This is a genomic window from Phormidium tenue FACHB-1052 (assembly GCF_014696675.1).
GTDB lineage: Bacteria > Cyanobacteriota > Cyanobacteriia > Phormidesmidales > Phormidesmidaceae > Nodosilinea > Nodosilinea tenuis_A.
In genome coordinates this window covers 225,367-245,490 of record NZ_JACJQN010000002.1, presented here as the reverse complement: position 1 = coordinate 245,490, position 20,124 = coordinate 225,367, and the positions used below count along the sequence as shown (strand labels likewise).

Annotated in this window: 24 protein-coding genes and 1 tRNA gene; 9 read left to right on the top strand and 16 right to left on the bottom strand. The window is 57.9% G+C overall.

Annotated features, from left to right (window positions below; all coding sequences use genetic code 11):
• Positions 1-121 precede the first annotated feature (121 nt).
• Positions 122-706 (top strand): Uma2 family endonuclease, encoded by a 585-nt coding sequence (locus H6G07_RS05020; RefSeq protein ID WP_216277838.1) that lies wholly within the window; start codon positions 122-124, stop codon positions 704-706.
• 74 nt (positions 707-780) lie between these two features.
• Here H6G07_RS05020 and dtd read toward each other — a convergent pair whose 3' ends face one another.
• The 4 genes from dtd to H6G07_RS05000 form a co-directional block, all read right to left on the bottom strand.
• Positions 781-1,233: a D-aminoacyl-tRNA deacylase gene (gene dtd, locus H6G07_RS05015; RefSeq protein WP_073607267.1), complete on the bottom strand. Its 453-nt coding sequence runs from the start codon at positions 1,231-1,233 to the stop codon at positions 781-783.
• Positions 1,221-1,721: an HIT family protein gene (locus H6G07_RS05010; RefSeq protein WP_073607268.1), complete on the bottom strand. Its 501-nt coding sequence runs from the start codon at positions 1,719-1,721 to the stop codon at positions 1,221-1,223. Before H6G07_RS05010 ends, dtd begins: the two co-directional genes overlap by 13 nt.
• Positions 1,722-1,819: 98 nt before the next feature.
• Entirely contained in the window at positions 1,820-2,248 is a 429-nt protein-coding gene (locus H6G07_RS05005) for a QcrA and Rieske domain-containing protein (protein WP_073607269.1), read from the bottom strand.
• 15 nt (positions 2,249-2,263) lie between these two features.
• The gene (locus H6G07_RS05000) at positions 2,264-3,421 is read right to left on the bottom strand and encodes a CobW family GTP-binding protein (RefSeq protein ID WP_073607270.1); all 1,158 of its coding nucleotides are present in this window, start codon (positions 3,419-3,421) and stop codon (positions 2,264-2,266) included.
• A gap of 165 nt (positions 3,422-3,586) precedes the next feature.
• Between H6G07_RS05000 and H6G07_RS04995 the strand changes: the two genes are divergently transcribed.
• Entirely contained in the window at positions 3,587-4,168 is a 582-nt protein-coding gene (locus H6G07_RS04995) for a DNA-3-methyladenine glycosylase I (protein ID WP_073607271.1), read from the top strand.
• A gap of 81 nt (positions 4,169-4,249) precedes the next feature.
• Here the strand turns inward: H6G07_RS04995 and H6G07_RS04990 are convergent, their stop codons facing one another.
• The 6 genes from H6G07_RS04990 to psbX form a co-directional block, all read right to left on the bottom strand.
• Complete coding sequence (locus H6G07_RS04990) at positions 4,250-4,579, bottom strand: hypothetical protein (RefSeq protein WP_073607483.1); 330 nt, start codon at positions 4,577-4,579, stop codon at positions 4,250-4,252.
• A gap of 96 nt (positions 4,580-4,675) precedes the next feature.
• Positions 4,676-5,572, bottom strand: coding sequence for a nucleoside monophosphate kinase (locus H6G07_RS04985; protein ID WP_073607272.1), 897 nt, complete (start codon positions 5,570-5,572; stop codon positions 4,676-4,678).
• A 256-nt stretch (positions 5,573-5,828) separates the two neighbouring features.
• Entirely contained in the window at positions 5,829-6,353 is a 525-nt protein-coding gene (locus H6G07_RS04980) for a hypothetical protein (protein WP_139296931.1), read from the bottom strand.
• 22 nt (positions 6,354-6,375) lie between these two features.
• Entirely contained in the window at positions 6,376-6,693 is a 318-nt protein-coding gene (locus H6G07_RS04975; RefSeq protein WP_073607274.1) for a hypothetical protein, read from the bottom strand.
• Between the two features lie 46 nt (positions 6,694-6,739).
• Entirely contained in the window at positions 6,740-7,507 is a 768-nt protein-coding gene (locus H6G07_RS26015; RefSeq protein ID WP_073607275.1) for a Ycf66 family protein, read from the bottom strand.
• A gap of 152 nt (positions 7,508-7,659) precedes the next feature.
• On the bottom strand, positions 7,660-7,779 hold the full coding sequence (gene psbX / locus H6G07_RS04965) for a photosystem II reaction center X protein (protein WP_073607276.1): 120 nt from the start codon (positions 7,777-7,779) through the stop codon (positions 7,660-7,662).
• A gap of 226 nt (positions 7,780-8,005) precedes the next feature.
• Between psbX and H6G07_RS04960 the strand changes: the two genes are divergently transcribed.
• Positions 8,006-8,290: a YggT family protein gene (locus H6G07_RS04960; protein WP_073607277.1), complete on the top strand. Its 285-nt coding sequence runs from the start codon at positions 8,006-8,008 to the stop codon at positions 8,288-8,290.
• 51 nt (positions 8,291-8,341) lie between these two features.
• Here the strand turns inward: H6G07_RS04960 and accC are convergent, their stop codons facing one another.
• A complete protein-coding gene (accC, locus tag H6G07_RS04955) occupies positions 8,342-9,691 on the bottom strand; it encodes an acetyl-CoA carboxylase biotin carboxylase subunit (protein ID WP_073607278.1) in 1,350 nt (449 codons plus the stop codon).
• Positions 9,692-9,951: 260 nt separating this feature from the next.
• On the opposite strand from accC, the gene H6G07_RS04950 reads away from it, so the two are divergent.
• A tRNA-Leu gene (locus H6G07_RS04950) sits at positions 9,952-10,033 on the top strand.
• Positions 10,034-10,119: 86 nt separating this feature from the next.
• Here H6G07_RS04950 and H6G07_RS04945 read toward each other — a convergent pair.
• Positions 10,120-10,857 carry a DUF554 domain-containing protein gene (locus H6G07_RS04945; protein ID WP_073607279.1) on the bottom strand — a complete coding sequence of 246 codons (738 nt, stop codon included), beginning with the start codon at positions 10,855-10,857 and terminating at the stop codon, positions 10,120-10,122.
• Between the two features lie 100 nt (positions 10,858-10,957).
• Here H6G07_RS04945 and H6G07_RS04940 point away from each other — a divergent pair, with 100 nt between their 5' ends.
• A complete protein-coding gene (locus H6G07_RS04940) occupies positions 10,958-11,920 on the top strand; it encodes an Npun_F2552 family protein (protein WP_216277844.1) in 963 nt (320 codons plus the stop codon).
• 74 nt (positions 11,921-11,994) lie between these two features.
• Here H6G07_RS04940 and H6G07_RS04935 read toward each other — a convergent pair whose 3' ends face one another.
• Together H6G07_RS04935 and hemC are read right to left on the bottom strand one after the other, a co-directional pair.
• A complete protein-coding gene (locus tag H6G07_RS04935; protein WP_084172893.1) occupies positions 11,995-13,335 on the bottom strand; it encodes a S41 family peptidase in 1,341 nt (446 codons plus the stop codon).
• 287 nt (positions 13,336-13,622) lie between these two features.
• Positions 13,623-14,600 carry a hydroxymethylbilane synthase gene (hemC, locus tag H6G07_RS04930; protein ID WP_073607281.1) on the bottom strand — a complete coding sequence of 326 codons (978 nt, stop codon included), beginning with the start codon at positions 14,598-14,600 and terminating at the stop codon, positions 13,623-13,625.
• A gap of 357 nt (positions 14,601-14,957) precedes the next feature.
• Between hemC and H6G07_RS04925 the strand changes: the two genes are divergently transcribed.
• The 4 genes from H6G07_RS04925 to H6G07_RS04910 are packed head-to-tail and all read left to right on the top strand — an operon-like array spanning position 14,958 to position 17,540.
• A complete protein-coding gene (locus H6G07_RS04925) occupies positions 14,958-16,154 on the top strand; it encodes a tetratricopeptide repeat protein (RefSeq protein WP_139296932.1) in 1,197 nt (398 codons plus the stop codon).
• On the top strand, positions 16,154-16,462 hold the full coding sequence (locus H6G07_RS04920; RefSeq protein WP_073607283.1) for a TIGR03792 family protein: 309 nt from the start codon (positions 16,154-16,156) through the stop codon (positions 16,460-16,462). Before H6G07_RS04925 ends, H6G07_RS04920 begins: the two co-directional genes overlap by 1 nt.
• A gap of 21 nt (positions 16,463-16,483) precedes the next feature.
• Entirely contained in the window at positions 16,484-17,143 is a 660-nt protein-coding gene (locus H6G07_RS04915; RefSeq protein ID WP_073607284.1) for a serine/threonine-protein kinase, read from the top strand.
• A gap of 43 nt (positions 17,144-17,186) precedes the next feature.
• Positions 17,187-17,540, top strand: a complete 354-nt coding sequence (locus tag H6G07_RS04910; protein WP_073607285.1) for a hypothetical protein — start codon at positions 17,187-17,189, stop codon at positions 17,538-17,540.
• Here the strand turns inward: H6G07_RS04910 and H6G07_RS04905 are convergent.
• Together H6G07_RS04905 and H6G07_RS04900 are read right to left on the bottom strand one after the other, a co-directional pair.
• Positions 17,537-18,493, bottom strand: coding sequence for an alpha-E domain-containing protein (locus tag H6G07_RS04905; protein WP_073607286.1), 957 nt, complete (start codon positions 18,491-18,493; stop codon positions 17,537-17,539). The genes H6G07_RS04910 and H6G07_RS04905 overlap by 4 nt on opposite strands.
• 92 nt (positions 18,494-18,585) lie before the next feature.
• Positions 18,586-20,067 (bottom strand): circularly permuted type 2 ATP-grasp protein, encoded by a 1,482-nt coding sequence (locus H6G07_RS04900; RefSeq protein WP_073607287.1) that lies wholly within the window; start codon positions 20,065-20,067, stop codon positions 18,586-18,588.
• Between the last annotated feature and the right edge of the window lie 57 nt (positions 20,068-20,124).

Here is a 20,124-nt window from a genome sequence, read left to right as displayed (position 1 = left end):
CAGGATCGATCGGCAGTGTGTTCGTAGCTAAATGCATCACCATAGGTCTTGTGTCGTTGGCCCTCAATTCTATGCTGCGATAATAGAAGCTCAGGCACGTTCTGTTGGAGGGCAAAACACCGTGACCGTTGCCGCCACTCTTATGAGTCTTGACGACTTTTTTGCCTACGACGATGGCACCGACACCCGCTACGAGCTAGAAAATGGGGAACTGATCGCTATGCCCACCGAGAGTGAGCTGAATCGTCGCGTCGCCATGGCTCTGCTGGCTTACTTTTTGCAGGCGGGCCTGCTCCCTCAATATCTGACGATGAAAACTGAGGTGTCGGTGTTGGGATCACGGGCTACGGTGCGCTTGCCCGACCTGATGGTGCTGTCAGACGAACTGGCGATCGCCCTAGAAAACGCCCCCCGCTCCACCGTCACCATCGACATGCCGCCGCCCCGGTTAGTGGTAGAGGTCGTATCGCCTGGGAAGAAAAACATTGACCGTGACTATCGCTACAAGCGATCGCAGTACGAAGCCCGTGGCATTGCCGAGTATTGGATTGTAGACCCAATTGCTCAGCGGGTAACGGTGCTAACCCTGGTAGAAGGCCTGTACGAAACAGAGACCTTTGAGGGAGCAGCGGAAATCGCCTCAACCCTATTGACCGAATTAGCCCCAGCCAAGGCGCTGACAGCAGCACAGGTGTTGAATCCTTAACCAGGCAGACCCCAGGGTTCTAGCCAGGGTTTGCGGGTTAGCAGACCAGAGCTGCCGCAGAACCCTTGGGGTCTCTACGCTGGGGCTTCTCGCTCCAAGAGCAGCGTCACTGGGCCATCGTTGTGGATTTCGACCTGCATCATTGCGCCAAATTTGCCGGTTTCGACTCGCAATCCACTATCCCGGAGCAGAGTCACAAAATCGTCGTACAGCGCTTCGGCCTGGGCTGGCGGTGCCGCTCCATCGAAGGAAGGTCGCCGTCCCTTGCGGCAGTCGCCGTAGAGGGTGAACTGGCTGACCACCAAAATCTCGCCCTGAATCTCTTGCACGGAGCGATCCCAACGGTCGCTACCCGGCGACGGAAACAGCCGTAGATCGAGACATTTACGCGCCATCCAGCCCAGTTCGGCGGCGGTGTCGGTAGGAGCAATGCCCACCAGCAGGGTCAGTCCCCGCTCAATTTTGCCTACGATTTCGCCATCTACGGTGACGCTAGAAGCCGTCACTCGCTGCACTACGACTCGCACGACGCCTGGGGAGAAAACTTCTGCTGCCACACGGTGCGGATGCGATCGGCAGCCTCGGCCATCTCGGCCTCGCTAGGGGGCTTACCCAGAGTGCGAAACACCTGTAGCTCTAGACCCTTAAGCCCCAATTCTTCGGGATGGTGACCGTCGGGGTAGCGGGGTTGCAGCACAAAGTGAACGTGGTAGGGGGGTTGATCGACCCAGAGGCTGACGTAGACTCGCTCTGCGGCCATGGCTAGGGCGATCGCCTCCGACATCTGCTGCAAAAACGGCCCCATCGAGGCTGACTCAGCCATCGACAACTCCCACAGGTTTTCACGGTGGGTGCGGGTTTTGACCACCACCGACCCTAGACCGTAGGGGCCAACGCAGTGGTCAGCCACCCACCAGGGGTTCTCGGCGATGGTGCCACCGGGTACCGGCTGCGCGCCCGCCAATATCTGGCAGGCGAGGCAGTCGATATGCAGTTGCGCTCCTTTGTCGGTCATAGCCTAAGCCTCCTGCGAACGGGGGACGATGAGGCAACAGAGAAAAGAGGGTAAAGGCGCAAAATTTGGGTTAGCCCTTAAACCCTAAACCAGACACCCTAAACCTTGACCAACACCTGATCGCCCTCAACCTTGGCCTCAAAGGTCTCTAGAGGATCCCGCGCCGGCCCAGAGTCAACGGTGCCGTCTGGGTTAAAGTTGCTGCCGTGGCAGGGGCAGGCAAACAGGCTTTGTTCGCCATTCCAGGCCACGGTGCAGCCTGCGTGGGTGCAGACCGCACTTACGGCAATTAGAGTATCTGGAGCGTCGGGGTCGCGGATGACCGCCAGATTTTTGCCCTGCAAATTTTCGTTGGACAGGCTGCCCTGGGCATCGAGGTCAGCGACCGTGCCCAAGGGAACAAACCCGCCATCGGCGTCTGCCCCAGTTTCGGAAGTGGAGTCAGACTGGCAGGCGGCGATCGCCACCGGCAGAGAACCTGCCAGCAGCCCCAGCGCCAGCAGATTGTTAAACTTTCGACGCTTCATAGGCTTTGTTTTCCTCTATTTACCAAACCCCTGGCCCCGCTTCGGGGAAGGAATCCCCAAACAGGCGTTGAGCTGTTCGCGCAGGGTATCGTGGTCTAGCCCCTGGCCGATCAGCACCAGCTGATTCTTGGGTTCGCCCTTCCACTGGTCATCGTCGAGGGAAAAGCGCTTGCCACTGAGGTGAAAGATATGGCGCTTGGGGCTTTCGTCAAACCAGAGAATGCCCTTGGCCCGAAACACCGACTCGGGCAGCAGGTTGTCAAGAAAGTGCTGAAATTTGCGAATGGCAAAGGGGCGATCGCTGGCAAAGGACAGCGACGTAAACCCATCGATGGCCAAGTGGTCAGAGTGGTGTCCGTGGGCATGACTGTGAGCGTGGTCATGATCATCGTGGTCGTGCTCACAGTGGCCGTGGTCGTGGTCACAATTGGCGTGATCGTGGGCCTCGTGGTCGTGATGATCGTGCCCGTGATGGTCGTGCTCAGCCTCGGCGCTGTCACTGCCGAAGTATTTATCAGACTCAAACAGCCCCACGCTAAGAATCAGCGGCAGCGGCACCTGCGACTTAGTGGTGCGGAGGATTCTAGCGCCCTCTTTGACGTCGCGAATTTTGACCTCCAGCAGATCGAGATCGGCGTCATCAACCAGGTCGGCCTTGTTGAGCAAGATAATGTCGCCGTAGGCAATCTGGTTGTGGGCGGCCTGGCTGTTGAAGAGATCTAGGCTGTAGTTCTCAGCATCCACCACGGTGACGATCGAGTCGAGCCGGGTCATGTCGCGCAGTTCGGTGCCCAAAAAGGTCAGGGCGATGGGCAGCGGGTCAGCTAGCCCCGTGGTTTCCACTACTAAATAGTCAATTTTGTCCTGGCGCTCCAGCACTTTGTACACCGCTTCCATCAAGTCGTTGTTGATGGTGCAGCAGATACAGCCGTTGCTGAGTTCGACCATGGTGTCGTCACTGTTTTCGGTGGCGATCAGCAGGTCGTTGTCGATTCCGATTTCGCCAAACTCGTTCACCAGCACGGCGGTTTTGAGCCCTTCCTGGTTGGCCAAAATGTGGTTAAGCAGGGTAGTTTTGCCGCTGCCCAAAAAGCCGGTGATGATGGTGACGGGCAGACCGTGTTTAATGTCATCCATGGCCTGAGGCTGGATGGGGGGCGCAGCGGTAGACATGGGTGCTCTCTAAACGCAAGGACATTTTCCATACTAGCGATGAATCTGGAGTCATGGCGCTCAGGGTTGGGATTGTTTAGGGAAGGAAGTATGGCCCTAGACAATCGTTGACCATCGCACCGCCTAAACCAGTACAATTGCATTGATCGTTTTCCGCCATAGCCCATGCTCCCCACCCCCGACGCCCTACCCCGCTGCGGCTGGGTTCATGCCGACCCCATTGAAATCGCCTACCACGACACCGAGTGGGGGGTGCCGCTGCACGACGACGCCAAACACTTCGAGTTCATCATTCTCGATGGCTTCCAGGCCGGGCTGAGCTGGATCACCATTCTGCGCAAGCGCGAAAACTTCCGCGCCGCTTTCGATGGCTTTGACCCTGCGATCGTTGCTGGCTACGACGAGATCAAGCATCAAGAGCTTTTACAAAACGCGGGCATTGTGCGCAACCGGCTCAAAATTGCCGCCGCTACCCTCAACGCCCAGGCGTTTCTTAAGGTACAAGAAACCTTCGGCAGCTTCGATCGCTACATTTGGCAATTTGTCGATGGCGTAACCGTGCAAAATGTTTGGCCGACCCTAGCTGATGCCCCGACTCGCACCGCCGCCTCCGATGCCATGAGCAAAGACCTCAAGCAGCGCGGCTTTAAATTTGTGGGCACCACCATTTGCTACGCCTACATGCAGGCAGCAGGCATGGTCAACGACCACACACTAGACTGCTTCCGCCACCGAGAATTAGCCTAACGACCTGGGCTCAGCGACTCGGCCCGCGACACGTGTGGATTGCAACCAAAGCGCAATGACCGAACTCGCGACGGCGTAAGGTCAGGCGGCGTTGACCATAATACAAAAATAAAGCTCCGCTGCCTCTGGCTCGCGCTTCGCTTCGGCGTGTGCCTGCTCAATCGTGCGAATGCAAAGTTCCATTGCCCCTTGCATAGATATATTTGAAAGATCGACTGTGCCCTGATGCCGCGCAGAATGACCACAGCGGCTATCAGGATACCGAAGCCAACCCTCCCAGCCAAGTAAACGAAGGCCAAACTCTGGTAAGCGATGAATGGTCGCAATGACATCTGGATACGGTAGAACGATCTCACAATCCGATAAAGAACGTGCAAGGAGTTCTTTGGGAATGTCGTTGGATGAACCCATAGGCGTGAAGCACTGCATAACGGTTGCGGTCAGGAGATGCAGGGATATTACACCCATACCGAAACCGTCTCATTCCGCTGCAAAGTTTCTCCGCGTTTAGCTTCGGGCCAACAAACGAGTTACCGCCGCGTTGTATTCCTGATAAGACTTGACGCCAGTTAGAGTCTCTAGCCGTTCGCCATCTTTAAAGAACATCACTGCCGGGATGCCCTTTAGCTCAAATCGCTTGGTGATCTGCCGATTGGCGTCAAAGTCAATTTTTCTAACCATGACCGAATTACCATAGGCCTCGGCCAGCTTGTCGATCGCAGGCGTCACCTGTTTACAAGAGCCACACCAAGATGCCATGCAATCGACCACCAGCAGTGGTTCACTGGCCAACAGCGCATCGAGTTCGGCTTCATCGCGAATCAGTTTAGCCGCACCTGTGTCTTCTTGGCCGAGCTGGGCCAATGCGCTGGCCACCTCCGCAAACGACAGGCTGGCATTGATAGTGGCGAGCTGCGATCGCTGTTGATAGTGCTCAAGCAACGGCTCTAACGACCGCTGAAAACTCTCTAAACGCTCTCGAATAGCAGAAATTGGTGGTTTTTCGCTGGTTTCGTTCAAGAGGCGAATGATTAAAAACTCAGGCGGCGCTTTGAGGTAGGCCACCGTCGCTGGAGGCTGCCCCACTGCGGCCCACCACTCATCAAACCCCTGGGCTTGGGCCAGCGTGCGCGGAAACCCATCCAAAACCCAGCCTTTTAGCATCGTATCGGGCTGCTCAAACCGCTTGCGGATCAGCTTTATGGCCAGTGCATCGGGAATCAGCTCGCCTGCATCTACGTAGGGTCGGGCCTCAATGCCAATCGCAGTCTCAGCGGCGATCGCCCCACGCACCAGCTCCCCCATAGAAATATGGGGAACTTGCCAGCGCTCGGCCAATGCGATCGCCTGCGCCTCAGCCCCCACACCCGGAAGCCCCAAAAGGATAAATTGCTTAGGTTTCATAGAATGGCAATATCCTACTCCCGCTGTTTGACTCTAGATTCATCATCCAGGGGAAAGAACCAAAGCCTGAGTTTTTTTAACCTCATTTAACGACAGCTACACGCCAAGCAGGTAGAAAATAGCCGCTTTACTCGGGCCAGAGTTTCCTAATAAACAGCTTTTCGTTGGCGCTGTCTGGTTTCCTGCTGCCGCCACCTCACGTTTGTGACTAACTCGCTACCGACGTGCTAGCGGGTGTTTCAACAGCGCTGAGTTTTTAGTCGTTATCACGTTTCTTTTTGCCTTTTTCATCAGACGAATTCTCTTCTTGATCTTCATCAGTGACCGAGAAAGTCGCAGCAGAGTTTACCTGCGATGAATCGGGCACGGGAGAAAGTTGGGTTGGAGCGACTGGAACCGTTGCAGCCGAGCCAGCCGGAGAGACAGGTGGGGCTTCCAAAGAACGCTGCACTACGATTGGGATAGCAGTAGTGCCAATCAACGCGACACCACCGACTAGCCCTTTGATCAGCAGTGATTTCAAGCTGTTGTTTTCGGGGGCAGAGTCAGAATCACTCATAAATTTAGTAATCGTTCGTTTTAAAAAATCTTTAAGGCGATGCTCTTGTCGGTAGAATACCCCGCATTGCTCACTTATTTGACTTTCTGAGGTCAATTTTAGTTCCGTCTGCTCAGCTCTATAAAGACGCGATCGCATCAAAACATTGCCAATGTAAATCTTTGAAGAATGTGCAGAAAAAACCGTAACCCACGGCCAAACCGCTGAATCCAGACAACTCATACGGAGCAGATTAACCGTAGCTCTATTCAGAGGCCTGACCGTCTCGGCGGCCTAGCTCATACACGCCGCAGCCCATCGCAGCCAGCACCCCCAAGCTCACAGCCCAGCTGCCACCCAGCGATAGCGTGAGTCCATAGTGGGCTAACCCACCCACCGCTAAAAACGGCAAAACGCTCAGCAAAGATGCCGCTGGAGAGTCTTCGCCTAGCCAGTTCTCAAAAGCTGAAATTACTCGGTCGGCTAAGGGCGAAAAGCCCCAATACAGCGCGATCGCCCAAAGAGCAGTGCCAGCAATGGTGGCGGTATCGAAATCAACAGGCAGAGACGACAAAGCAGTCACCGGAGCGAGGCTAGAGCATGAGCCGAAGTTGAAGTCGTTCACCCGTCTAGAACGGGTCGCGATCGGGGCGATAATCGGGCCGAGGTGGCTGTGGGCCGGGATCAATCCGGTATCGATCGTTGTACTCGCTGCGGTTTTTGGGAGGACGGCGACGACGAACGCGATCGTCCCCAGGGCGGGGATTGCTGTCGTAGTAAGGCGGGCCATCGGGGCCATCGCCCATGGGCCGACCATCCACAGGGCGATCCATCGGGCGATCGCCCACGGGACGACCGTCCATGGGCCGATCCGTCGGGATATCTTCGCGGCGCATCGGGCGACCATCGCCGTAGACGTCGGGGGTATAAGGAGGGCGCCCAGTTGGTTCACCACGCCCCTCAAGCATAGGCCGAGGCCGACTGTAGGGGTCAGCAGGCCCGTAATCGCGGCGGTCTAGTTCAGCGCGCAGGTTTGTGCGGTTGTCGGGAGCATAGGCTGGGGGGCGACTGCCTCGGGGCGGGCGGTAACCGCCACCGCCACCAAAATCGCCACCATCGCCTTGGAAACCAGTTTTGGCCAGCGGCGTTCTGGAGTTGATGTTCTGAATCATCAGAGCCACCAGCATGCCCGCCATCAGCATTTGCTGAAAGGAGGAGATGACGTCCATGCCCAGGTTGCCAAGCAGAAACACCCCTGACAGCAGGAACAAAATTGCGTAGACCTTATCAGAATCGCGCTCGTAACCAGGCTTCAGCCGGTCTAAGAAGAACAACGCTACGCCACTGATTACCAAAAAGATGCCCAGCAGCAGGGGGACGGGGGTACCAAAATTCACGGCAAATTCCTCTTAGGCGATCGCCTCTGCCAACCGAACACGTCAATTCTAGCCGACTTAACGAAAAAATCGGGAACACCACAAGGGTTCCCGACCGCAAGTCTGCTAGGTTGTGCCCTCTGACCTATGCCAGCGGGCACAGCCCTCTGAGACTACTGGCGCTGAATCTTGTCACGCTGGCTCACAAACAAGAGGAAAGCCGTAGCGGGAACAACGATAATCACGGCACCAGCTAGCAGGCTCAGCAAGAAGTTGGCTAAAGACGATGTCATATCTTTTGATCCTGATTAACGATTGAAACCGAATTGTTATTGACCATTATTGATCATTATTGCCCAACCACGCTCGCCTCATCAGAGCGCTGGCCGAGAAATGCGATCGCCTCACCAGCAGCCATGGCTCCCACACCTCAGCCAAAGCCGCCAGAGCCTAGAGAATCAGCCGAGGAAGGCTTTAGAATGACATCTACAACAACGGCCTATTTTGGAGGGTTAACCCGTGGCCACCACCCAGGTGTTGAATATAGGTGTGAGCCTACTGTTGGGACTCATGACCCTGCTGTTTATCTTTCGCATTGTGCTGACCTGGTATCCCCAGGCCGACCTGTCTAAGCTGCCCTTTTCGCTCATCGCTTGGCCTACGGAGCCCTTGCTGGTGCCCATGCGCAAGCTGGTTCAACCCATTGGCGGCGTCGATATTGCCCCAGTCATCTGGGTGGGTATCGTCACCCTGCTGCGAGAAATTTTAGTCGGACAGCAGGGGCTATTGCGAATGCTGGGATAGGCAATGGGATGCTGTGTTGGCAACATGCCAACACAGCATTTACAGTTGGACTTATTTGATTGCCATCATTTCGGCGACAAAGTTGGTGTACACGTCACCGCTGAGAAAGTTGGCGTTCTCTAGCACCTTTTGGTGGAAGCCGATGGTGGTGGGCAGGCCAGTGATAGCGCACTCCCGCAGGGCGCGGCGCATGCGGCGAATAGCGGTGGGGCGATCTGGCCCCCAAACAATTAGCTTGCCCACTAGCGAATCGTAGTAGGGCGGAATTTCGTAGTCGGTGTAGACGTGGGAATCCATCCGCACGCCCATGCCGCCGGGAGCGAGATAGCCGCTGATGCGCCCAGGGTTGGGGCGAAAGTTGTGGTCGGGGTCTTCGGCATTGATGCGGCACTCGATCGCATGGCCGCGAATCTGAATCTCTGACTGGGTAAAGGGCAGCTTCTCGCCCTGGGCAATGGTGAGCTGGGCGGCAATCAGGTCAATGCCGGTGATCATCTCGGTGACGGGATGCTCAACCTGAATGCGGGTATTCATTTCCATGAAGTAGAAATTGCCCTGGCTATCGACCAGGAACTCGACGGTGCCCGCTCCGACGTAGTTGATCGACTGGGCCGCCAACACCGCCGCTGCCCCCATTTTTTCGCGCTGATCGGTCGTGAGGCGAGGGCTCGGGGCCTCTTCGAGCAGCTTTTGGTGCCGCCGCTGAATCGAGCAGTCGCGTTCACCCAGATGCACTACGTTGCCGTAGCTATCGGCCAAAATCTGAAACTCAATGTGCCGGGGGCGATCGATAAACTTTTCCATGTACACGCCAGAGTTGCCAAAAGCGGCCTGGGCCTCACCCTGGGCGGCCATGAAGGCCTTGACCAGCTCGGACTCGTTGTTAACCAAGCGCATGCCGCGCCCGCCGCCCCCGGCAGTGGCTTTGATCATCACTGGGTAACCAATCTCGCTGGCGACGGCATAGGCTTCGGCTTCGTCGGTAAGTAGGCCGCCGCTGCCGGGCACCGTGGGCACCCCCACCTTTTGCATGGTGTCTTTCGCGGTCGATTTGTCACCCATCCGGCGAATGGAGTCGGGGGAGGGGCCAACAAAGACAATCTGGTGGTCGGCGCAGATTTCGGCAAAGCGGGCGTTTTCGGCTAAAAAGCCATAGCCGGGGTGAATGGCACTGGCGTTGCGAGTGAGGGCGGCAGCAATAATGTTGGGAATGTTGAGGTAGCTTTTTTGGCTAGGGGCCTCGCCAATGCACACCGCTTCATCGGCCAGCTGCACGTGGAGGGCGTGGCGATCGACGGTGGAGTGAACCGCAACGGTCGCTATACCCATTTCTTCGCAGGTGCGGAGGATACGCAGCGCGATTTCTCCCCGGTTAGCAATCAAAATCTTGGAAAAGCGCATGTACGTAGGGCAAATAGCAACAGACCATGGAGTTGTGGGGTAGCAGCCCAGCTAAGCAACCCCAGCCCACTGCCGCAACCGACCATCCTCAGCATCATACGATGACGACGGTCGCTGATTCTATCACGCAGCCAGCGCAACAAATATTGCGGTCGATGTGCTCTGACAAGGGGCACATTATGGTTTACTCTTATATATCTGAGCTGGTGCTGGGGCCAACATTCCCTCAGTTGCATCCATTTAGCACCGTTCATACACCAGCGGATGTGGTGGAATCGGTAGACACGCACGCTTGAGGGGCGTGTGGCTTACGCTGTGCGAGTTCGAGTCTCGCCATCCGCATTAAATCCCTATGGATTGATTCAATAATGCCGGGTTGTAGTGATACAGCCCGGCATTGTTGTTGGAGCCGATTTATTCAACGACTGCTATAGACGCTGGGCGAGGGCGATCGCCACGGGGCACAGCAGCAGCGCGGGCAAAAACGAGGCCACCCTCACCTGGCCAATTTCGAGCAGATTCAGGCCAATGCCCACAATCATCAGCCCGCCGGTACCGGTAATTAGCAATACTTGAGGACTCGTGGTTGGGTCGGCCAGAATAGTCCCTAACAGGCTGGATAACAGCGACAGAGCCCCCTGCACCCCCAGCACGCTGAGGGCGGAAAAGCCCACGCCAACGCCATAAGTGCCGGTGAGGGCGATCGCTGCCAGCCCATCCATCGTAGACTTCAGCGTGAGCAGAGCGTTGTCGCCTGACAGGCCGTTGTTGAGGCTGCCGACAATGGCCATGGGGCCAATGCAAAACAACAGGCTAGCTGCCACAAACCCTTCTGTGAAGCGGCCTCCGCCTCGCACCCTAGCCTTAAGCCAGTCGCCCAATACCGAGAGGCGTTTCTCAATCTGCCACCATTCGCCCAGCATCCCCCCCATCGCCATCACCAGCAGCGCCAGAATGATGCCATCGATGGGGCCAGCGTCGATATCAGACAGGTTGCTGGCCATGGAGACCCCCATAACCAGGGTCATCAGCCCCACGGCCTGGGTGATAATCTGCTGCATCGATTTGGGCAAGCGGCTGCGCAGCATGAGTCCCAACGTTGTGCCCAGCAGAATGGTGGCGACGTTAATCCAGGTGCCGCTGGTTTTGGCCCACAGGCTGAGCATAGTAAAGTCCTCACAGGGAATGGTTGGCAGACAGTAGTGCGCGGCGCTTCGGTTCCGCGTTATTCTCCAATCAGACCATTTATTCCGGGAGAGTGCCATGGTGGTGCCAGTCAGTTTGATGCGCGCTCAGTCTTACCAGAGGGCCGAACTGGAGCGATCGCTCACTCAGCTACTCGCGCCCCTCGGTGGCATGGCGGCCTTTGTTAAACCGGGCGATCGCGTGCTGCTAAAGCCCAATCTGCTGACCAGCGCTCGCCCCACTAAAGAATGTACTACCCGGCCTGAGCTGATTTACGCCGTGGCCCAGCAGGTCATGGCCGCTGGGGGCCAGCCCTTTTTGGGCGATAGCCCCGCCTTTGGCAGCGCCCGAGGGGTGGCCAAGGCCAACGGCCTGCTGCCCCTGGCTCAGGAACTCGGGCTGCCAATCGTAGAGCTGCACAGCGATCGCTACCCCACCGACAACCCTGAGTTTGACCATCTGCGCCTCTCCAAAGAAGTGATGGAGGCCGACGTGGTGATCAACCTACCCAAGGTTAAGTCCCACGTGCAGCTCACCCTCACATTGGGCGTCAAAAACCTGTTTGGCTGCGTGCCCGGCAAAATGAAGGCCTGGTGGCACATGGAGGCGGGCAAAGACGTGCAGCGCTTTGGCACCATGCTGGTAGAGACGGCGCGGCTGATCGACCCTGAGCTGACCATTGTGGATGGCATTGTGGGCCACGAGGGCAATGGCCCCAGCGGCGGGGAGCCCAGAGATTTAGGCGTGCTAGGGGCATCTGCTAACGTGTTTGCCCTCGATCGCGCCATGGTCACCGTGCTGGGGGGCGATCCGCTGGCGGTGCCCACAGTGGCCCAGTCGATGCGGCTGGGAGTCTGTCCCGATTGGGAGGAGTTGGCTTTCCCGCTACTCACCCCGGATGATCTGCGGGTGACCGACTGGCAGCTGCCCACCGAACTCATGCCTATCGACTTTGGCCTGCCTCGGGTGGTGAAGTCCACCTTCAAGCACCTCTACGTTCGCTTTATCAAAGAGCCAGTGACCGCCTACGCCGGGCGTCTCTAAGCCGGACGATTCTAAAACGAGAACGGGCGGGCGCAAATCCTGCACCCGCCCGCCCTATACAGTTGCATTAGCCATCACTCAGCCGGGTTGATGAGACCCAAACGACTAGCGCCAGTGGTGGTAGGTCGCGTTTGGCTGGCAAGAATGGTTTGCTCCAGCACCTCGGCGGCGCGGAGGTATTGGGTGTCGGCATCGGTGCCGAGCAGGGCGGGGTTGCTAAACAGCTCGCGGCGCTGGCGATCGCTCAAGCCCACCTCGACATCGGGGGTAATGCCCCGGCTGCTGATGTCGGTGCCATCGGGTGTGTAGTAGTGAGCCACGGTCACAGTCAGACCAGAGCCATCGGTGAGCCCATGGAGCGACTGCACCAGGGCTTTGCCGTAGGTGGTGTTGCCCACCACCGTGGCGCGATCGTTGTCGCGCAGGGCCCCAGTTAGTATCTCGCTGGAGCTGGCCGAACGGCTATCGACCAGTACGGTCAGCGGTAGATCGGTGAGGGCGGTGCGGTTGGCCGCAATCGCTTCGTCGTTGCCGTCGCGATCGAGGGTGCGCACAATTTGACCGTGCTGTAGCCACATGCGGCTGATATCGACGCTGGCCATCAGCAGTCCGCCAGGGTTACCGCGCAGGTCAAGCACAAACCCTTCGACCCCAGCCTCGGTCAGGCTGCCAATCGCGTCGGCCATCTGCGTAGCGGCGTTGGCGTTGAACTCAATCAACCGAATGTAGCCAATGGGGCGACCACCCACCGTTTTTTGGGAGTATTCAACGGTAGGCAGATCCATTCGAGCGCGGGTCATGATTACGGTGCGGGGAGCGCCGCCGTCGCTAGAAACGGTAAGGGTTACCTGTGAACCCTCGTTGCCCCGCAGCTGTTGCAGCACGCCCTCGGCGGTGAGTCGCTCGGTGCTTTGGCCATCAACTAGCAGAATGCGATCGCCCGTCACAATCCCAGATGCCTCGGCTGGCGAACCTGGGGCCACACTCGTCACCGCCACTGCCCCGGTCTGGCTGTTGCGCTCTAGCCGCACGCCAATTCCCGAGGCTTCGCCAGAGGTCTGCTCGGTGAGGTCAGCGTATTCTGTCGGCGAGAGGAACCGGGTGTAGGGGTCATCGAGCTGCTGCAAAGCAGCCCGCAATGCGCCATAAGCCGCCTCTTTAGAGGTGTATTCTCGCCCGAGCAGGTCTTGGCGCAGGGCTTGCCAATCGACTTGGTTAAAGCTGTCGTCTACGTACTCGCGATTGATAATTTGCCAGGCTTCATCAATAACAACCTTAGGGCTGTCTTCAAACTCAGTTAGTGGTGTAGCGGCCAAGGTTGCCTCAGCGGCCACAGCGGCAAACGCAAGGGGAACAAAGGCCAGGATAGAAGGCTGCACCAGAGACAGGAGCCGAGGGAGGGAGGAAATTGACATCGTGTTATACCAAGCCTGGACACGGAGGAAGACGAGTCGGGGGCACGCATCCGGCCAATCTTGAGCTTATTGTGACCGATGATTTATCTCTTTGGCCAGATGCAGAGGCCGCTTTGTGGAGATTTTAGGCTTTTCTTTAGTTCTGCTGGGTAAATGGGGCCGCTTTTCAAATTGGCCCCCTGGCTACCTCAAGCTGATGCCAGCCGACTAAGCATTTGATTATTCTCTCAGCGAGTTGGCAGACCGCGACGGTCAGACTTTCGTCTTGGGAGGCGATCGCAGCTCACCTAGGAACGGTTGGTGGCGTTGATTTCGTCTAAAATCGCCTGAGCCCCTTCGGCCCGCAAATGCTGGGCAAGCTGTTCGCCCAACGCTTCGGCCTCAGCCGCTGGCCCCTGCACGACGTTCTTAATCACCCGCTGGCCGTCGAGGCTGGCGACGAGCCCGGTGAGGGTTAGAGTGTCGCCCACTAGGTCTGTATTCACCCCGATGGGCACCTGACAGCCCCCCTCTAGCTCTCGCAAAAAGGCGCGTTCGGCCAGACAGCGGGCGGTGGTGGGCTCGTGGGAGAGCACGCTCAGCAGCTTGAGGATTTCCTCATCGCCAGTGCGGCACTCGATGCCCAGGGCACCCTGCCCTACGGCGTGGAGAGAGATTTCAGCGGGAAGAATTTCGTGGATGCGATCGCCCATATCCATGCGCTGTAGACCAGCTACCGCCAGAATAATGCCGTCGTAGCCGCCTTCATCGAGCTTGCGCAGGCGAGTGTTGAGGTTGCCGCGAATGTCTTTGAAGGTGAGGTGGGGATAGTGGTGGCGCAGCTGGGCCAGCCGCCGTAGGGAAGAGGTGCCAATCACCGCGCCTTCAGGCAGGGTGGCCAGGGTTTTGTCCTTATTCTTCTCGTGGACGACTAGGGCATCGGCGGGGTCTTCGCGGTGGGTGACGCAGCCCAGCATTAGACCCTCGGGTAGACGGGTGGGCAGGTCTTTGAGGGAGTGCACGGCAAAATCGCTGTCGCCCCGCAGCATGGTGTCTTCCAACTCTTGGGTAAACAGGCCCTTGTCGCCAATTTTGGAGAGCGACACGTCGAGCACCTTGTCGCCCTGGGTCTCCATGGTGACAATTTCAAAGGCGAGATCGGGGAAGTGCCGCTGCAACTCATCCCGCACCCAGTGGGTTTGAATCAGCGCCAGCTGGCTCTTGCGAGACACGATGCGAACGGTGCGCCGGGAAGTCGAAACGGTGGGGGATGCGGTGGATTGCATGGTCTAAAAAAGCTTGCAAAGGGTTAGTAACGGCGCTACAACAACCGCCATTTACGTCAGGATCCTGGGGAGATCGGCTTAGGCAATTGTGGGCCAAACAGCCATCCCGATCGACGGACGAGGCAACCGGTCTTCGACCGTTTGGGCAGCGCTATGGGTAGGGCGGTTAAATCGCTACCGAATCTTCAGATTACAGGATGCGGCTCCCTCTAGGGTGAGCCTTCTAGAGATGTTACGGGGTTGTCACATTAGGGGGTTGACGGCGTTTATGATGGGTGAGCAGCTTGGGAAAAACCGTTGCCTCGCCAGTTTTTTGCACCTCGTTTTTTACCGATCGACAGGCCGCTCAGTCGCTTATTGGGCAGTCTTTCTGTGGCGATCGCCCTCACCCTTGGCACTACCCCGCTGGCGCTGGCCCAGGCGCTGCGCCCGGAAATTCGTTTTCCTTTTCTGGCCGACCCGCTGCAAGACAACCCCCTCGACCCGCTGCTGCCGCCGAGGCCCACGGTGCCTCGCCCCCTTAGCCCGCTGGAGCTCTACGCCCTGGAGCAAGAGCTTGACCAGCTGGCCCTAGAGGCCGTCGCCCTAGACGCAGCGGGAGAGTTAGAGGCGGCTCGTCTGCTCTGGCGACGGGAGATTCGTCTGCGCCGCCTGCTGGGCATTGACGCCGAGCTCGCCGCCATTGAGCGGGTCGGACAGGTGCTGCGCGATCGCAACGCCACTCCTGACCTACAGCTCTACGCCGTGCGCCTCGACGAGATTCGCGCCGACCTGGCGCTGCCGAACGACAGCGAGCGTCTTGAAGGCATGGCCGCCACCTACGAGATACTGGGGGCTGTCGATGCCGCCGCCGAAATTCGCCGCGACCTGGCCGATGCTGCTGTGGTTGAGGGCAATGGCGCTGAGCAGCGCCGCCAGCTCGATGCTCTGGCGGTGCTACGGGCCGATTGGTTTTATTTCCCTGAGGCGGCCCAGGTTTATGGTGAGCTGGTCGTCCTGGCTCAAACCGCCGGCAACCTCGAGGACGAGATTCGCTACCTGGGACTCCAGGCCAAAAATCTGGAGCAGGCCCAGGATTTTGCTGGAGCGATCGCCCTACAGCAGCGCCTGCTCACCCTATACCAAAGCGACGAAACCCTCTGGCCGCAAATTGCGCCCCTCCAGCACCAAGTGGCCAACAACTACCGCGCCCTAGGCGATCTCGACACCGCCTCCCGCCAGTACCAAATTGCCTACACCAATGCGATCGAGCAGCAGCAGCTCGAAGTTGCCGCGATCGCCATTAACGACCTGGCCGAGATCTACAAAACCCTTGGCCGCTGGACCGATGTAGGCTACCTCTATGAACAGCTCTTGTTAGTAGAGCAGCAGGCCCACAGCGCCTACGGCATGATGGCCGCCTACGACCAGCTAGGCCAGGTGCACGAGCAGCTAGGGGCCACCCCATCGGCCCTGGCTGCCTATCGAGAAGGGCTGGTGCTGGCGCGGGTGCTCGGTGCCCAGCAGGCTTACTTTGAAGAACGGATTGCACGTCTGATGGAGGAAGCATCCTGATGGTGATTGAATGGCTCACCTTTGCGGTCGATCCCGAAAACCGTGAAACTTTTGTTCGCCTCGACAACGAGATTTGGACGACTGCCCTGAGCCAGTATCCCGGCTTTATCTCCAAGGAAGTGTGGATTTCGCCCGATTTGCTTGACCAGGTAGTATATGTCGTGCGCTGGCAAACTCGCGAGCAGTGGAAGGCCATTCCTCAAGCCGATTTAGAGGCGATCGAAAAGCAGTTTGACGCCGCCGTAAATTTCTCCTACCGCATGATCGATGCCCGCGAATACCAGGTGCGGCGCTACCCTTCCCCCTAACTGGCAAATTTATTTCACCTCATGCTGGATCCGATTCAGGCGCTAGTAAATCGCGTTCGCGAAGAGCTACTGCCAAACTTACACCTAGAGAGTATCGACCCCTGCGATCCGGTCGTAGTGCGTCGGCTGCCAGCACCCTGGAGCTGTCTAGGAACTGGCAACTATGCTGCCGTTTTTGCCCACCCCGACCATCCCAATCAGGTCGTCAAAGTCTATGCTCCGGGCCGACCGGGCATTGAGGCCGAGGTGGACGTCTATCGCCGTCTGGGCGAGCATCCTGCCTTTTCGCAGTGCTACTTCAGTGAAACTCCCTTTTTAATTTTGAGGCGACTGCCCGGAGTGAACCTATACGACTCACTGCACCGGGGCCTTGACATTCCGCCCCAGGTAATTCGAGACATCGATGCCGCCTTAGCCTACGCCCGCCAGCGAGGGCTGTTTCCCCACGACGTCCACGGGCGCAACGTAATGCAGCACGAAGGGCGCGGGGTGGTAGTTGATGTGTCAGATTTCTTGAATTTAGCACCTGATCGCGCTTGGCAGGACGTCAAACGGGCCTACTGGTGGATCTATCGGCCTTTTTTTCGCCCCCTGGGCCTGCGAATGCCCTACTTTATGTTGGACTGGGTGCGGGTTGGGTACCGCCTGTTTCGCCGCCTTATCGGCGTTGGCCTGCGCTAGCATACGGCCATGTTGTTGACGGTATGATGTTGCCGCCGTTGCTATGCTTTCGTGCCCCCGCTGCCAAGCCCCGATCGAACCCACCACAATTCAGTGCCCCCGTTGCCATCTGACGCTCAAGGCCCACGGCCACCCCGGTATGACGCTGCACCGCACCCAGGGGGATGAGGCTCTCTGCACCACCTGCCTCTACGACGCCGACGACACCTGCAACTTTCCCCAACGCCCCCAGGCCACAACCTGCACCCTCTATCGCTCGGTCAAGCCGGCTGAAGATCTGGCGCTGCCCGCCCCTGCGTTCGGTCAGCAAATAAAGTTTTGGCTGCGCAACCATCCGGGGCTCATGGCACTGGGCGGGCTACTGTTGCTGAGCCTGCTGCTGGTGATAGTGCGCTAGGGCAGTGAAGCTGGCTTTAGGGCAAAAAAGTCAGAGAATACTTGCTCGCCGACGGTGTTGAGCCGGGTTTGCAGATCGTCAAGAAACTCGTGCAGGCCCCGCTGGGTGATTTCGTCAATGGTGAGGTAGTCAAGTTCAGAGCGCAGGCGGCCAAGGGCACGATCGCTGCCAGTGCGCCAGGTACCCATTGAGGTGCCGGAGATCTGATGGAGCGATCGCTCCGCCTCGATCAGGCAAAACTGAATGGAGCGGGGAAACTCCCGATTGAGAATCAAAAACTCCGTCACCCCGCGCGGGGTAATGCGGTACTGGCATTTGCGGTACATCTCGTAGGCGCTGGCCGACTTCAGCAGGGCAATCCACTGCAAGTCATCTAGGGGCGAGCCCACGTCGGTCACCGAGGGCAGCAAAATGTAGTACTTCACATCGAGAATGCGAGCGGTTTTGTCGGCCCGCTCCAGCAGTCGCCCCAGTTGACCAAAATGCCAGCCCTCGGTGTGGGCCATGGTGGCATCCATCACCCCAGCGAACAGGTGACTGGCCATCTTGACTTCCGGAAAAAAGTTGTGCAGCTCTGACAGCAGCCCGCCATCGGCGGCCTCATTCACCATTAGGTAAAACGAGTTTACCTGCTCCCACATTTCTGAAGAAATTATCTCGCGCACCGATCGCGCGTTTTCCCTAGCCGACCTGAGGCAGGAGATGATCGAGTTGGGGTACTCGCGATCGAAAGTGAGAAATCTTAGAATATTCTCCGCCGAGGCATCTTCATAGCGGGCCTTAAACAACGCCTGATCACCGGTAGTTCTGACCAGAGGCTCCCACTGTTGCTCCATGCCAGGAGGAGCATCCAGCAGCAGGTTCAGATTTACGTCCACAAAGCGGGCCACGTTTTCGGCCCGCTCCACGTAGCGGTTTAGCCAGTAGATCGAATCGGCGACGCGGCTGAGCATGGGGGTGAGGGGGGTAGGGAGTGGGAGGGTAGGGGGTAGGGAGTGGGAGGGTAGGGGGTTTAGGCGTGAGGCTCTTCTACGTCTTCACTCGCCTACACAGGCACTCCTCCGAGCTGGATGGGCAATTTGGCGTTAGGATCAATGGATTTCACCACCCAGGTATCTTTGCTACCGCCGCCCTGGGAAGAATTGACTACTAGAGAGCCGCGCTGTAGGGCGACTCGGGTGAGACCACCGGGGTTTACGTAGATGTCCTGGCCGTAGAGAATGTAGGGCCGGAGATCGACGTGGCAGCCCTCAAAGCTGCCGTCAATCAGGGTAGGTACCCGCGAGAGGCAGAGGGTGGGTTGAGCGATATAGCCTCGGGGGTTGGCGCGAATGCGATCGCCAAACTCAGCCCGCTCCTCAGCGCTGGCGTGGGGGCCAACCAACATGCCATAGCCGCCAGAAGCATTGGTGGCCTTCACCACTAGCTGGTCTAAATTATCGAGAACGTGAGCCTGCTGGGTAGCGTCTTCGCACAGATAGGTCGGCACGTTAGGAATCAGCTGGTCTTCATCGAGGTAGTAGCGAATCATCTCGGGCACATAGGCATAGACCAGCTTGTCGTCAGCTACCCCAGTCCCCAGGGCGTTAGCCAAGGCCACCCGCCCAGACCGATACACCTCCATCAGCCCCGGTACCCCCAGCAGCGAGTCAGGCCGAAAGGCCAGGGGATCGATAAAGTCATCGTCGATGCGGCGATACACCACGTCGACCCGCTCCAGACCCTTAGTGGTGCGCATTTTCAGGTAGCCGTCCGACACTACCAGGTCGCGTCCTTCCACCAGTTCGGCCCCCATCTGCTGGGCCAAAAAGGAATGCTCAAAGTAGGCCGAGTTGTACATGCCGGGAGAAAGCACCGCCACCCGAGGGTTAATCAGCGTCTCGGGCACCAGGTTCAACAGGGTTTCGAGCAGCTGGCTAGCGTAGTCGTCCACCGCCGCAATATCCATCGCCGCAAACAGGTGGGGAAAGGTGTTTTTCATCACCCGCCGGTTTTCGAGCACGTAGGAGACGCCCGAGGGGCAGCGCATGTTGTCTTCAAGCACGTACCAGGTGCCGTCTTTGTCGCGCACCAGGTCAGTGCCGGTGATGTGGCACCAGATATTATTGGGTGGGTTGAGGCCCATGCAGGGTTTGAGAAATCCAGGGGCCGACTCCACCACATGGCGCGGAATCACGCCATCGTTGAGAATCTTCTGATCGTTGTAAACGTCGTGGATAAAGCAGTTGATCGCGTAGATCCGTTGCTTGAGGCCCTTTTCAATCCATTCCCATTCGTGCCCCGGCACGATGCGCGGAATCACATCGAAGGGAAAGATGCGCTCGGTGCCCTGGTTGTCGTTGTAGACATTAAAGGTGACACCTAGCTTAAATAAAGCGTTTTGCACTGCTTTTTGCCGCTGCTGTAGCTCTACCAACGACATGGCGTTGACCCGCCGCACCAGCAGCTCGGCTTCGGGGCGAGGCTGGCCCTGGCTTAAAAACAGTTCGTCAAAAAAGTCGCCGGGGTCGTAGGCGTCAAATAGCACTAAGGGTCTCCTAAAAATCCAGGTTGGGGGTCATCTCTACAGGGTGCCCGGGTGGCC

Excerpts from the sequence above, each read along its gene's own strand:
- H6G07_RS05010 (WP_073607268.1), bottom strand. The coding sequence starts at position 1,721 with ATGACCGACAAAGGAGCGCAACTGCATATCGACTGCCTCGCCTGCCAG.
- H6G07_RS05005 (WP_073607269.1), bottom strand. The coding sequence starts at position 2,248 with ATGAAGCGTCGAAAGTTTAACAATCTGCTGGCGCTGGGGCTGCTGGCA.
- H6G07_RS05000 (WP_073607270.1), bottom strand. The coding sequence starts at position 3,421 with ATGTCTACCGCTGCGCCCCCCATCCAGCCTCAGGCCATGGATGACATT.
- H6G07_RS04995 (WP_073607271.1), top strand. The coding sequence starts at position 3,587 with ATGCTCCCCACCCCCGACGCCCTACCCCGCTGCGGCTGGGTTCATGCC.
- H6G07_RS04990 (WP_073607483.1), bottom strand. The coding sequence starts at position 4,579 with ATGGGTTCATCCAACGACATTCCCAAAGAACTCCTTGCACGTTCTTTA.
- H6G07_RS04985 (WP_073607272.1), bottom strand. The coding sequence starts at position 5,572 with ATGAAACCTAAGCAATTTATCCTTTTGGGGCTTCCGGGTGTGGGGGCT.
- H6G07_RS04980 (WP_139296931.1), bottom strand. The coding sequence starts at position 6,353 with ATGAGTTGTCTGGATTCAGCGGTTTGGCCGTGGGTTACGGTTTTTTCT.
- psbX (WP_073607276.1), bottom strand. The coding sequence starts at position 7,779 with ATGACATCGTCTTTAGCCAACTTCTTGCTGAGCCTGCTAGCTGGTGCC.
- accC (WP_073607278.1), bottom strand. The coding sequence starts at position 9,691 with ATGCGCTTTTCCAAGATTTTGATTGCTAACCGGGGAGAAATCGCGCTG.
- H6G07_RS04945 (WP_073607279.1), bottom strand. The coding sequence starts at position 10,857 with ATGCTCAGCCTGTGGGCCAAAACCAGCGGCACCTGGATTAACGTCGCC.
- H6G07_RS04935 (WP_084172893.1), bottom strand. The coding sequence starts at position 13,335 with ATGTCAATTTCCTCCCTCCCTCGGCTCCTGTCTCTGGTGCAGCCTTCT.
- hemC (WP_073607281.1), bottom strand. The coding sequence starts at position 14,600 with ATGCAATCCACCGCATCCCCCACCGTTTCGACTTCCCGGCGCACCGTT.
- H6G07_RS04920 (WP_073607283.1), top strand. The coding sequence starts at position 16,154 with ATGGTGATTGAATGGCTCACCTTTGCGGTCGATCCCGAAAACCGTGAA.
- H6G07_RS04915 (WP_073607284.1), top strand. The coding sequence starts at position 16,484 with ATGCTGGATCCGATTCAGGCGCTAGTAAATCGCGTTCGCGAAGAGCTA.
- H6G07_RS04910 (WP_073607285.1), top strand. The coding sequence starts at position 17,187 with ATGCTTTCGTGCCCCCGCTGCCAAGCCCCGATCGAACCCACCACAATT.
- H6G07_RS04905 (WP_073607286.1), bottom strand. The coding sequence starts at position 18,493 with ATGCTCAGCCGCGTCGCCGATTCGATCTACTGGCTAAACCGCTACGTG.